This is a genomic window from Chryseobacterium sp., from assembly GCF_022869225.1.
GTDB lineage: Bacteria > Bacteroidota > Bacteroidia > Flavobacteriales > Weeksellaceae > Chryseobacterium.
Genome location: NZ_JALIHL010000001.1, coordinates 2,082,258 through 2,095,603, shown reverse-complemented (window position 1 = coordinate 2,095,603; position 13,346 = coordinate 2,082,258). Strand labels below are relative to the sequence as shown.

The following is a 13,346-nucleotide window of genomic DNA, read 5'->3' as shown; positions in this document are numbered from 1 at the left end:
TCCTAAAAAAGGATGCTTTCTATGATTTAAATAGCTTTCAGTTATTTTTCCCAAACCAAAGCACTTGCTCCCAGGATGGCAGCATCGGCTTCATCAAGCTCGCTGAATACTAATTTTACTTTATTTCTAAAGATAGGAAGAAGGTTTCTTTCCATATGAAGTTTCGCCGGCTTTAAGATAAAATCTCCAGCTTTGATCACTCCTCCAAATAAAAGAATTGCTTCAGGCGAAGAGAACATGACAAAATTAGCTAATGCTTCTCCCAGTTTTTGCCCTGTATATCTGAATACTTCAATCGCGATAGGATCATCTTTTAAAGCACATTCATATACTGTCTTAGAATTGATTTCATCTTCAGGATACTGATTCAGCATAGACTCCGGAAATTCAGCTCTCATTTTCTTTGCGGTGATGGTAATTCCTGTGGCAGAAGCATAGGCTTCGAGACTTCCTTCTGAGCCTGTACTCCAGTGCTTTCTTCCGCCCGGTTTTACAATCGTATGGCCAAGTTCTCCGGCAAAACCGTCATGTCCGTAGATTAAATTTCCATTGGCAATAATTCCGCTTCCTACGCCGGTCCCCAAGGTAATCATGATAAAATCTTTCATTCCCCTTGCCGCTCCGAACAGCATCTCTCCCAAAGCCGCAGCATTAGCATCGTTGGTCACTGTACAGGGTAGATTGAATTTTGCCGTCATCAGCTCTGCAAAAGGAATTACCCCTTTCCAGGGCAGGTTGGGTGCCAGTTCTATGGTTCCCTTGTAATAGTTGGCATTCGGAGCACCTACTCCAATCCCGTCGAAATGCTTTTCAGTACCGTGTTTTTCCATCAAAGGATAAACATGATCATATAAAGCATCGATGAAATCCTCCACTTTATCATAAGCGTCCGTTTTCAGGTTTCCTTTATCCAGAACTTCTCCGCGATGGTTTACGATTCCAAATTTAGTATTGGTACCACCGATGTCAACTCCAAGAGCAACTTGTTTTGATAAATCTATTAATGACATTTCTATTATTAAATTCTAAGGGCTAAAATTATAAAAAAGATTGTATTAATGGATTATGAACTCGGTATTATTTAAGGTATTAGGCTGTTTTTACTGTTTTTTTCTTTTTTCTTCCCCACCAGATCATAAATCCGGTTACCGGCAGAGAAGCGCATATGAGACTTACGACAAAGGCAATGATCTTCGTAGGAAGCCCTAAAATGGCTCCTACATGGATGTCATAATTGGCACTGACTGCCTTTTCCCCAAAATTCTTGTCTTTAGGATCATGGGCATGAAGCAGTTCTCCTGAATTCTCATCAAAGATCAGGCTGCTGCTTTTGTGATAAGAATAGGAAAGGTGTTTTACATAGACTTCAAAATTAGGATGTTCGTGATCATCCATATGCTCGTGGCCAAGATCTATGGAGAAAGCGTAAGAATCTGGGTATTTCTTTTTTACGGTATTGATGATTTTATCCAGTGTTCCTTCTGTTCTCAGTTCAATGGGAGCCTTTGTTTTGATATGGGAAAAATCAGGATACTGGGTTTCCCCTCCGGAAAATAACACGTAGATCATTGCCTGAACGACAAAGAAAGCATAGAATAGGCCGGTTATAGAGAAAATGAGCGCGAAAATGGAAGCATAGAAACCTAAAACATTGTGAAGGTCATAATTTTTCCTTTTCCAGCTTTTGATGTTTTTCCATTTGAAACTGAAACGCTGTTTTCTTGCCGCTTTATTTTTAGGCCACCATAAAACAATTCCCGTAATCAGCATGATAACGAAAATAATAACAGGTATTCCTACTACATAAGCTCCCCAGTCCTGTTTCAAAAGGAAACTCCAGTGAATCATTTTTACGATGTTGAAAAAACCGTTTTTTTCATCATAGACTCTCAATACTTTTCCGGTATAAGGGTTTACATACGCTGATTTATAAACGGGATATTCATCAAAATAATTCCAGGCATCGGTATTGTGTTCGTACCAATAGAACAGGTATGACATTTTTTTGTCAACCGGAACATTGACCCAGTGGATAGGGTACTTTTCCTTTACCTGTTCCGCAACGGATTTTTCCATAGCCCGGATTGGGAGGATCTGCTTATGATCAATGTTTTGTTCATGATGATAGATGACATCTCTCCGGGTAAAGTTTTCTATTTCGTCCTTGAAGACGTACAGGGCTCCTGTAATGGAAATGATGAAAATCAAAAACCCGATTCCCAATCCAAACCATAAATGGAGCTTTGCGGACCATTTTTTAAAGAATCCCGGTTTGTTTTTATGATGATGTTTTTTCTTCATAGTTCGTTATTGAAGGCAAGCTTTGCAAAGATAACCTAAGTTTATTTAGTTTAATTAAAATTTATATTCAATTAAAAAAGTTCCTCTCATTCCCGGAGAATTGACGAATTCACTGTCTCTGGCTGTCCACCATGCAATAGCGGGCTGATACATCTTATTGAACAGGTTTTCAATACCTAAGGACAATTTCCAGTGATTGTTGATCTCGTAGCCTGACTTGAAGTTGAAAACAGTATATTCAGGAACATAACCTTCTCCATACGCATATAATCCGGTCTTTGCATTGGCTTCAAATCTATCCTGTTTGAAAGAGTGAAGCATATCTAACCCGACAGATAATGCCGGGATGGGCTTTACCTGGATATAAGCCAGCACTTTAGGAGCTGAAATTCTGCTGTTGTTGATTTTTGAGGAATATTCTCCATTGTCGTCAGGAGAAGTAATGCCTTCCATCCAGCTGTGGCTTCCTCCAAACCGGACCCATTTAGCAGGGGTAAAATGTAAAAATCCTTCCACTCCATAAATGATTTCCGGAGCTCTCTTGATGGTTAAAGCTCTGTCTGCACTCTGAACAAAGGTCGCTCCAAGCTTAGAGGTACTTACATATGAGGTAAGTTCATAATTAAGCCAGCTGGCCACCTGTCCTGTTGCTCCCAATTCATAGTTATTGACGATAATGGGTTTGGTTTCCAGGTTTTGGATCGTTTCGGAAGTTGAAGTTCTTAAAATCCTTCCCAGTTCATTGATCGAGTAGGCTTGTGAGAAACTTGCAAAAAGGTTGATATAAGGTTCTATATTGTAACGCAGTCCAATGTTTCCTACCAGGGCATTATAATTTAATTTTCCGCCTGATACAGGGATGCTTTTGGTAAATGTTCCGTCATTTTTGATCACTGATAGGGTATTAAAATCATCAACATTCACTCTGATGTTTTCATAACGAAGCCCTCCTTTGATCGTCAGCTTTTTGAAAAGATCAATTTTTGCCAATAAAAAAGGCGCAATATTGGTCATACTCATACTGGGAGTCCAGAATCTGCCGTCTTCAAGCTTCTGTACGGTCTCGTCATTTAAAATGTCGGCTCCATAGATGATTTCTCCCTGAGAATTGGCGGTATTCCACAGCTGGGTATCAAAATTGAACCTAGCCCCTGCTTTTTTTGAAATGACATTCGACTGCCCACCGTTAAAGAATGTATCACTATATCCGTAAACCGTTTTAAAATCCTGGTAATAAAGGTTAATGTTTAAAGAAGTTCCTGCAAATAAATTCTTATTGTCATAGCTTACCCTGATATTATTATTTTTTGGAGTCCCCTGAGGCGTTGTTTCCAGGCTTTTTCCTTCCCCTTCTCCTATGGTAGGTGAAACTCCGTATTTTCCTGTTCTTAATCCTAAATTCAGGTTGGATCTTGAAGAGTAACCAATATAGGAGGCTTCAATTCTTTGGTTGTCATTAATGGCATAGCCCAGTTTCAGCATGCCGTTGTAGTTGTCCATTTTTGCGGTGCTGTACGTGGGGGTAAGCATAATCCCGTCCGCATCTTTCATATAGCCGGTTCTTTCGTAGGCTAACGAAAGGGTATAATCAAATTTGTTGACCTTTCCGGTTAAAAGCTGGCTTGCTCTCATGCCCAAAGTTCCTCCGTAAGGCTGTCCTGTAAGGCCAACCTGTGAAATACCGGAAATCTTCTGATCTGTTTTACTTCTTTTAGTAATATAATTGATGATTCCGCCGTCGGCCCCATTTCCATAGATGGAAGATGCTCCTTTAATGACTTCAATTCTTTCAATTGCGGAGGGGTCAATTACTCTCAAATCTCTTGCTCCGTTTCGCAGTGGAGTAGATTGCGGGATTCCGTCAATCAAAACCAAAACCTGGCGGCCTCTCAGGGTCTGTCCTGTGTTTGAGGTCTGCCCGGAATTGGTTCCTAAACTGGGAACGGTATATTGCAGGATACTGGTGATATCTGAATTGACGGTCAATTGAGACTGAATCTGTTTTTCTCCCACAATGGTAATGGAGCTGGGAACCTCTTTGATGTTCTCCTTCTTCCTTGAAGCAGTCATCACGACCTCTTCCACATTTTTGGTTTGTAAAGTATCTTTAACCTGAGCAAAAGCGGTTGCTGTTCCCAGGCAGGCTGCTGATAAAAGCACTTTTTTCATTATATTTTCTTTCCTTGTTTCTTTCTTTTTCCCCACCAGATCAGAAATCCGGTAACGGGAAGTGATGTACAGATGAGACCGGCCAGAAACCAGATGATCTTTCCAAACAGCCCGAAGTAAGATCCGGTATGGATGTCATAGTTGGCATTGGCATATTTTTCGGCGGTATTTAGATTGTGATGAGGTATATTGGCTAATACTTTTCCGGAATACTTATCAAAAGTCAACAGATTTCTTTCGCTAAACCTTCCTTCCTGTCCGTAGATGGTCACCGGCAGGCTTTTAAGTTCTTTTCCCCTTTTGTTTTTTCCGTTTAAAGAAATTCTGAAGCTGGATGATCCGGCATACAGTTGTTGAGTCTGTGCTGCAGCAAGATCGAAAACAGCATCACTTTTGGCCATCAGGGAATCCGGAGATTTGATTTCCTTTTCTTTGGGAAGATCAAAGGTTCCTGATAATGCAAAATTGAACGTGTTTTTTACATAGGGATACGCAAAATAAATTCCGGTAACGCTCAGTAATAATGCAATGAAGGAAGCATAGAATCCCAGCACATTATGAAGGTCATAATTTTTGCGTTTCCAGGTTTTCACATTCTTCCAATGGAAGGAAAAGCGTCCTTTTCTTGCTTTTTTGTTTTTAGGCCACCATAAAATAATTCCCGTGATCAGCATGATGATGAAAAGCACTGTTGGAATTCCTACTACATACGGCCCCCATTCAGACTTCAGTAAAAGACTCCAGTGAATGTATTTTAAAATGGTGAAAAAATCATATTTTTCATTATAAACACCTAAGATCTGCCCCGTATACGGATTGATATATACCTGTTTGTTGATCTTAACTTGCTCGAAATAATTCCAGCCTTTTTTGCTTTTTTCGTAGTATAAAAAGCGGTAAGATTTATTTTTATCCAAAGGAACCTCAACGGAGCTTAACGGGTATTTTTCATTGAGTTCCAGGGTTATTTTCTCACGAAGAAGACTGATAGGCAATGGTTTTTGGTTTGCCTCTTCATTTTTTACATATATAGCTTCTTTACGAAGACTGTTCTGTACTTCATCCTTAAAAACATACAAGGTCCCTGAAAGAGAGACAATGAAAATAATGATACCAACGGACAAACCAAACCACAAATGCAGTTTGGCAGACCATTTCTTTGTGGAAGAAACTTTTTTTGTATGGTGATGCTTTTTCTTCATAGTAAAAAAGTTAACCCCTGGGAGGGGCTCACCTTTATCTTAAAATTTATATGCTAATGAGATTCTGAAATTTCTAGGGGCTTCTGCCTGATAGTAATATCCTCCTCTTTGCGTATTGTCAGCCATAGTAAAGTTAATACTGCTTCCGCTATACAGGTATCTGTTGAAAACATTAAAAACGTTTAATCCTACTCTGAACTTAGTGTTTTCCCAGGATAATCCTGCATCAAACTTCAGGTAGTCGTTCATTTGCAAAGGAGCATTGGTGCTTCCCCAGTTCCAGCTACTTCTTCCCCCCAGGAAAGTTCCTCCAAAGCTTAATCCGAAACCTTCTAAATCTCCTCCTGTAAATGTGTAATTTAACCAACCGTTCAGAGTATGCTTAGCATATCCGGGAACAAGTTCTCCTTTTGTTGCTTTCTGAGTTGTTTCTGTAAATTTATTTTCAGTGAAGGCGTAGTTGAAGATGGCATTAAACCCTTTGGTAATTTCTCCTTTAAGATCGAATTCTATCCCCTGTACACGTGTTTTACCCAGGAAAACGGAGAAAACTCCGGTTGGATCTGTGGGGTCATTAGAAATAGCATTGTTCTTGTTGATATTGTAAAGGGATAAAGTGGTATTCCATTTCCCATTAAACCAATCTCTTTTGAATCCAACTTCCATACTGTTTCCCGTGATAGGCTTTGCTGTAGTTCCATCTCTGAATAATCCGGATTGTGGAGTAAACGCCTGATCATATAATGCATAGGCAGATGTATTGGAATCAATAGAATAGCTCAAACCAACACGTGGAGTAATTCTGTTAGCTTCCATTTTCGTTCCGTAGCTGTTTTCTTTTACGTTCGTATAACGTGCAGCAACTGTCAATCTAAGAGCATCGTCTAAAAATCCCAGTTCATCCTGTAAATACAGACCGGTATATTCCTGTTCTATGGTACCATAAGGAGTGGCTCTTTCTAATAAAGATTTTCCCTGATCATCAAACTTAGGATATCCTGCACTGGGCGGAGTATAAGTAGCGGCATTAAGATCAAATGGATTTTTCTCCGTATCTAAAGGGCCGCTTTTTGACCAGTCAGCCAGATATTTTTTGGATCCCAGGTCAAGCCCGGTTAATATTTTATGCGAAACAGGACCTGTTTTTATATAACCATTTAAAAATACCTGTCCGAATTTCATGACATTACTGGCTTCCCAAAAATTAAGTGTTCTTATGAATTGGGTATCTGAAATGAATGTTCCCGGCCAGATATCACTTCCCATTGTATATTCATTTACATAGGTAAGCTGAGTCGTTAATTTCCAGTTCTCATTAAACTTGTGCTGTAAATTTAAATTAACAGTATTATTCGTCACTTTTGTTGGGTCGATGCCAGGATCAGATACGGTATATTCAGCTGGCTTTTTACCGTAGCCCTCAAAGCTGTAAACATAAGCAGATCCTACTTCAGACATTTTTGCCCTCTGGTAGATGTATTCAGCAACTAAAGTCGTTTTATCCGTAAGGTTTACTTTTAAGGATGGATTAATAATATACCGGTCATTGAATTCATAATCCCTGAAACTTTTTTTGTTCTGAGCCATTAAATTCAGCCTGAAAGCAACTTTATCAGTGATTTTTGTATCAATATCAGTCTCGCCTCTGTACATATTGTAACTTCCCAATGTAACCCTTGCTGACCCATTCAGAGCGTTTCCTGTAGGTTTTTTGGTCACGATATTATAAATCCCGCTAGGCTCTCCATTAGACATTAAAAACCCTGACGGTCCTTTGATAAATTCGATGTGATCTACATAGCTCATGTCCTCACTCAATGGACCCCAGTTTGAAGTTACATTGACCCCATTCATGAAAGCCGCAGCTCTCGATCCTCTCATATTGACCCTTGTATACATGTCTCCCCAGTGCTCCAGTCTTTGTGCTCCGGCAACGTTTCTTAAAACACCATCACTTAACGTGGTCACCTGCTGGTCTTCTAATGCTCTATTGGTAATTATTGAGATGTTCTGAGGAATTTTAATCAGGGCCTCATCCAGGCGAAGAGAAGATGAACCTTCCTTTTCCACATATTTTTTATAATACCTTCCGCTGACTACAACTTCTTCGATATCATTGGATTGGATCGTGTCTTTTTTTTCCTGTGCAAAACTTAACATTGATGTTAATAATGCAGCTCCTATCGTTATTTTTTTCATTGTTTATAGAGTCCTTATGTGTGTTGAATTGTTTATTTGTATGCTTAGAATTTATAGGTAAGTGTTCCTACTGCGTTGATCAGTCTTTGAGGATTTGCGGTGGTATAACCTATCCAGTAATGCTGGTTGGTGAAATTGTCTACCTTTACTCCAATCCTGAATTTTTTAGCATCATAATAGGCACTGGCATTCAGTACAACATACGATGGTAAAGAGAAAACGCCGTCCGCTGAGTTGTAGATTTTATTTTTGCTGGCATAGTTTCCGCCAATTCCAAAACCTAATCCTTTAAGTTTTCCGTCTAAGAATTGATAACTTGCATATAGGTTGGCCAGATAGGGTGATCCTGCTGTGTTAGGCCTTCTATCCGATACTGATGAATCAGCTTTGGTATATTTTGAGTCATTATAACTGAAGCCGGCAATGGCAGTAAATCCTTTGACCAGATAAGCGTTGATTTCAAGTTCAACCCCTCTGCTTACAATAGTACCATCCTGTACCTGGGCTTGGGGATTCTCAACAATTTGTAAATTTCTTAGAACATCTTTTACTTTAATATTGTAATAACTGAATGTAGAAGATACTTTTCCATTAAAAAGACTGGTTTTGATCCCTCCTTCCATCTGGTTGGCCTGCTCCGGCAGCGGTGTTCTTGTAATGCCTGATCCATCCAAATAATAGGACAGATTTTTAAAGCTGTTCTGGTAGTTTCCAAACAATGAAACTTTATCTTTTATCACTTCATATACGATTCCCAGCTTTGGAGAGAAAAATGTCTGATTTAATTTTTTGCTTTCTTCAGAATTGGAGGCTCCTGCAATACCCGGATTATTAATGAAGTTATCTACCCTTAACGCCATTAATACATTAAGGTTATTGGTGATATTAAGGACATTGGAAAGGTAAACCGCATAGTTCTCCTGTATCCCTTTGATGATATAAGGGGTCTCATTTCCTGCAACAGCATTATATTTTGCCTGTAGAGCGGCTCCATTAAAGTTGGTATAATCAAAACCAGGCTGATGTAAAGGAACAGGGACAGAATTTCCCTGTGCATCCCTATCAAAACCATTGATGTCGTAAAAGTTCTGATTGTTATTGACCCTTAGATAATCGAATCCCAAAACCACTCTGTTTCTTAAATTTCCAATATGAAAATCTCCGTTGAAATTTTGTTGGAAGTTGAGAGATCGCTTTCTGCTGTCTCTTGTAGACTGATCGCTTCTGTAAATACTGCCGGCATCATCACCTGAAAAGTATAAATAAGGCATAAATCCATCAGAATAGCTGGATGATGTACTGAAATTTGTAGAAGAAGTCATGGATTTTGAAATCTTATAATTGACCTGTCCGAAAAAGTTAATACTTCTTCCAGTATTGGTAAGACCTTTTCCTAGATATGAATTTCTATAATCAAGATTAAGATCCTTTATAGTGTTCACTTTTTGTAAGTAATCACCGGAGTAGAAGAAAAAGGTCTGATCACTCATGTTTTTCATCTGGAACAGCTCCATATCAAGGTTGATACTTAAACGGTCAGAGGGTTTATAGCTTAAGCTCGGAGCAATCGCGAGGTTTCGTCTGAACCCTTCTGTCTGGAATGTTCCTTCATTCGTATAGGCAGAATTTAAACGGAATAGTAATTTTTTGTCCTTCGTAAGTGGAGTGTTGATATCTACAGCTGCCCGGTACGTGTCGTAGCTCCCGCCGGTCAGGCTGATGTTTCCTCCAAATTGTTCATAAGGTTTTTTGGTGACCCGGTTGATTACCCCGCCATAGCTTGAAAGTAAACTTCCGAATAATGTTCCTGACGGCCCTTTCAGTACCTCTATTTTTTCCAGGTTGATTGCATCTATGGTTCCTGTTACGGCACCCAGCACTCCGTTTCTTAAAGAATTGGCAGACACAAATCCTCTTAAGCTTACATAGGCTCCTCCATCACCGGCTCTTCCATTTGAAGTCCACATGGTCTGCAAACCGGTAATATTTTTAAATGCTTCATCTACCGTGTAAATTCCTTGATTTTCTAAAATGGTTTTATCAACACTTGAATAAACTTGTGGATTTTCAATAGCCTTTAACGGCATTTTATTTGAATATTCACTGTCTTTTTTAATATACGTGTTTATGATTACTTCATCAATGCTTTTTGTGTTGGCAGAATCTTTCTTTTGAGCAAAGACCAAAATAGTTCCTAGCATCGAAGCACCGATTAGTACATTTTTCATGAAAGTCAAATTTTATGCAAATATATTATTTTTAACTGTTCTAAATAAACAATAATATTGATATTTATCATAAAATTAGTATATGCTGAATAACAAAAAACCGCTTCAGGCAATGCTGAAGCGGTTTTTTAAACTATTTTGAATTATTCCTTACGCTGGAATTTCTCCTTTGTATAAGAAAGAAATAATTTCTTTATTCAATTTGTCAATCATTTCACTGAACAGGTGGAAAGATTCCTGCTTATAAATGACAAGTGGGTCTTTCTGCTCGTAAACAGCGCCTTGTGATGATCTTCTTAAGTCGTCCATTTCACGAAGGTGAAGCTTCCAGTTTTCATCGATAATCGATAAGGTAATATTCTTCTCAAAATCGTTTACCAAACTTTCACACTGCGTTTCGTAAGCTTCTTTTAAGTCTGCTACAATAGTCATTGTTTTGTGCCCGTCCGTGAAAGGAACCTGGATCATTTTGAACATTGAACCCTGGTTTTGGTATACATTCTCAATAATTGGGAATGATTTTTCTTTCAGTAAGTTCAGCTTCATTTGGTAATCTTCCTGAGCGGCTTTGAATAAAATATTCGTTAAATCCTGAACATTTTTATTTCCAAAATCACTTTCAGAAACCGGAGATTCCATCGTGAAGGTTTTGATGATCTCATATTCGAAATCCTTATAATTTCCACTTGCTTTTCCTTTCGTAACGATAGAATTGGCAACATCGAAAATCATATTGGTGATATCATATTTCAAGTGGTCCCCGAATAGGGCATTCTTTCTTCTCTTGTAGATTACGTCACGCTGTTTGTTCATTACATCATCATACTCAAGAAGTCTCTTTCTTGTTCCGAAGTTGTTTTCTTCCACTTTCTTCTGCGCTCTTTCAATAGATTTGCTGATCATAGAATGCTGAATTACCTCACCTTCCTTATGACCCATTCTGTCCATCATCTTAGCGATTCTTTCAGAACCGAACAAACGCATTAAGTTGTCTTCAAGAGATACATAGAACTGAGAACTTCCCGGATCTCCCTGACGTCCCGCTCTACCTCTCAACTGTCTGTCAACACGTCTTGAATCGTGTCTTTCGGTACCGATGATTGCCAAACCTCCGGCTTCTTTTACTTCTTTAGACAGTTTAATATCCGTACCACGTCCCGCCATATTGGTCGCAATGGTTACCACTCCCGGCTGTCCTGCTCCTGCAACGATCTCTGCTTCTTTTTTGTGAAGTTTCGCGTTCAATACCTGGTGCGGGATTTTTCTTAATTGAAGTGCTCTTGAAAGCAACTGAGAGATTTCAACAGACGTTGTACCTACCAGTACCGGTCTTTTAGCCGCTGTTAATTTTTCAATTTCTTCAATAACAGCATTGTATTTTTCTCTATTAGTTTTGAAAACTAAATCTTGTTTGTCATGTCTTAAAACAGGGCGGTTGGTCGGAATCACCACAACATCTAATTTGTAGATTTCCCAAAGTTCACCCGCCTCTGTTTCTGCAGTACCGGTCATCCCCGCAAGTTTGTTGTACATACGGAAATAGTTCTGAAGCGTAATGGTTGCAAAAGTTTGAGTCGCAGCCTCAATTTTCACATTCTCTTTAGCTTCAATCGCCTGGTGAAGACCGTCAGAATAACGACGTCCCTCCATAATACGTCCCGTCTGCTCATCAACGATTTTTACTTCACCGTCGATCACTACATACTCATCATCTTTTTCAAATAACGTATAGGCTTTCAATAGCTGGCTCATGGTGTGAACACGCTCCGATTTTTCAGCAAAATCAGAGAAAAGTTTTTCTTTAGCCTCAAACTCTTCTTCCTTGGATAAGTTTTTGGCTTCCACTTCAGCAATTTCAGTCCCGATATCAGGAAGAACGAAGAAGTTAGGGTCAGAGTTTCCTTGAGACATGTACTCAACCCCTTTATCAGTAAGGTCTACCTGATTGTTCTTTTCTTCAATAACGAAGTAAAGGTCCTTATCTACGATAGGCATATCACGGTTGTTGTCCTGCATGTACTGAGCCTCAACTTTCTGAAGCAATGCTCTGTTCCCGCTTTCTGATAAGAATTTGATTAATTGTCTGTTTTTAGGAAGACCTCTGTATGCCTGAAGCAATTTGAATCCTCCTTCTTTTGTATTTCCGGCAGCGATTAATTTTTTCGCTTCATTGAAAATCGCAGAAACAGTCTTTCTCTGAACTTCAACGATTCTGTCGATAGAAGGCTTCAGAACATCAAATTCCTGTCTGTCTCCCTGGGGAACCGGCCCGGAAATAATCAACGGTGTTCTTGCATCGTCAACCAATACAGAATCCACCTCATCCACAATCGCAAAGTTAAGCTCTCTCTGTACCAGTTCTGAGGGTGAAGTCACCATATTATCTCTCAGATAATCGAAACCGAACTCATTATTCGTTCCATAAGTGATATCTGAATTGTATGCTTTTCTTCTTCCGTCTGAGTTCGGCTGGTGGTTGTCGATACAGTCGATAGACATTCCATGGAACTGATAAAGAGGTCCCATCCACGCGGAGTCCCTTTTCGCAAGGTAGTCATTCACTGTTACTACGTGAACTCCTCTCTCAGGAAGTGAATTTAAATAAATAGGTAATGTTCCTACCAAAGTTTTACCCTCACCGGTTGCCATTTCGGCAATTTTACCACTGTGAAGAATAATCCCTCCGATAAACTGAACATCATAATGGACCATATCCCAAACTACAGGAGTTCCGGCAGCATCCCATGAGTTTTTCCAAACAGCAGTGTCTCCTTGAATTTCAATAAAATCTTTCCCTGCAGCAGCCAGTTCTCTATCCCAGTCACCTGCTGTTACACGGATCTCTCCATTCTGAGCCCATCTTCTTGCTGTTTCTTTTATCAGTGCAAAAGCTTCAGGAAGGATCTGGATAAGAACTTTTTCTTCAATTTCGTATGATTCTTTCTTTAAAGACTCAATTTTTGAGAATAGAGCTTCTTTCTCATCAACGTTTGTTGAATTCTTTATCTGCTCTTTTATCTGTTCTATTTGAGCTGTGATCTTGCTGGTTGCGGATTTTATATTCTCTTTAAACTCAGCCGTTTTTTGTCTCAACCCATCATCCGTCAATTCTTGGATGTTAGGTTCTACAGCTTTGATTTTTGTTACAACTTTTTTTACTTCTTTTAGGTCCTGCGCTTTTTTGTCTCCCAAAAACCCTTTAAGAACTTTGTTTAAAAAACTCATAAATTTTTTGCTTTATGCTTAA

At 39.2% G+C, this 13,346-nt stretch carries 7 protein-coding genes; all 7 read right to left on the bottom strand.

Translation table 11 applies throughout. From position 1 onward, the window contains the following. Positions 1 to 41: 41 nt before the first annotated feature. Positions 42 to 1,010 (bottom strand): ROK family protein, encoded by a 969-nt coding sequence (locus MUW56_RS09725; protein ID WP_292013002.1) that lies wholly within the window; start codon positions 1,008 to 1,010, stop codon positions 42 to 44. Between the two features lie 79 nt (positions 1,011 to 1,089). Beyond that, complete coding sequence (locus MUW56_RS09720; RefSeq protein ID WP_292013001.1) at positions 1,090 to 2,301, bottom strand: PepSY domain-containing protein; 1,212 nt, start codon at positions 2,299 to 2,301, stop codon at positions 1,090 to 1,092. Positions 2,302 to 2,355: 54 nt separating this feature from the next. Further along, positions 2,356 to 4,470 carry a TonB-dependent receptor gene (locus MUW56_RS09715; protein ID WP_292013000.1) on the bottom strand — a complete coding sequence of 705 codons (2,115 nt, stop codon included), beginning with the start codon at positions 4,468 to 4,470 and terminating at the stop codon, positions 2,356 to 2,358. Further along, entirely contained in the window at positions 4,470 to 5,672 is a 1,203-nt protein-coding gene (locus tag MUW56_RS09710) for a PepSY domain-containing protein (protein WP_292012999.1), read from the bottom strand. Before MUW56_RS09710 ends, MUW56_RS09715 begins: the two co-directional genes overlap by 1 nt. A 39-nt stretch (positions 5,673 to 5,711) precedes the next feature. Next, positions 5,712 to 7,871, bottom strand: a complete 2,160-nt coding sequence (locus tag MUW56_RS09705) for a TonB-dependent siderophore receptor (RefSeq protein WP_292012998.1) — start codon at positions 7,869 to 7,871, stop codon at positions 5,712 to 5,714. 44 nt (positions 7,872 to 7,915) lie between these two features. Beyond that, the gene (locus MUW56_RS09700; protein WP_292012997.1) at positions 7,916 to 10,099 is read right to left on the bottom strand and encodes a TonB-dependent receptor; all 2,184 of its coding nucleotides are present in this window, start codon (positions 10,097 to 10,099) and stop codon (positions 7,916 to 7,918) included. Between the two features lie 150 nt (positions 10,100 to 10,249). Then, positions 10,250 to 13,324 carry a preprotein translocase subunit SecA gene (gene secA / locus MUW56_RS09695; RefSeq protein WP_292012996.1) on the bottom strand — a complete coding sequence of 1,025 codons (3,075 nt, stop codon included), beginning with the start codon at positions 13,322 to 13,324 and terminating at the stop codon, positions 10,250 to 10,252. Between the last annotated feature and the right edge of the window lie 22 nt (positions 13,325 to 13,346).

What these genes read in the sequence shown, in the direction of transcription:
- MUW56_RS09725 (WP_292013002.1), bottom strand. Translation starts at nt 1,010, where the DNA reads ATGTCATTAATAGATTTATCAAAACAAGTTGCTCTTGGAGTTGACATC.
- MUW56_RS09720 (WP_292013001.1), bottom strand. Translation starts at nt 2,301, where the DNA reads ATGAAGAAAAAACATCATCATAAAAACAAACCGGGATTCTTTAAAAAA.
- MUW56_RS09715 (WP_292013000.1), bottom strand. Translation starts at nt 4,470, where the DNA reads ATGAAAAAAGTGCTTTTATCAGCAGCCTGCCTGGGAACAGCAACCGCT.
- MUW56_RS09710 (WP_292012999.1), bottom strand. Translation starts at nt 5,672, where the DNA reads ATGAAGAAAAAGCATCACCATACAAAAAAAGTTTCTTCCACAAAGAAA.
- MUW56_RS09705 (WP_292012998.1), bottom strand. Translation starts at nt 7,871, where the DNA reads ATGAAAAAAATAACGATAGGAGCTGCATTATTAACATCAATGTTAAGT.
- MUW56_RS09700 (WP_292012997.1), bottom strand. Translation starts at nt 10,099, where the DNA reads ATGAAAAATGTACTAATCGGTGCTTCGATGCTAGGAACTATTTTGGTC.
- secA (WP_292012996.1), bottom strand. Translation starts at nt 13,324, where the DNA reads ATGAGTTTTTTAAACAAAGTTCTTAAAGGGTTTTTGGGAGACAAAAAA.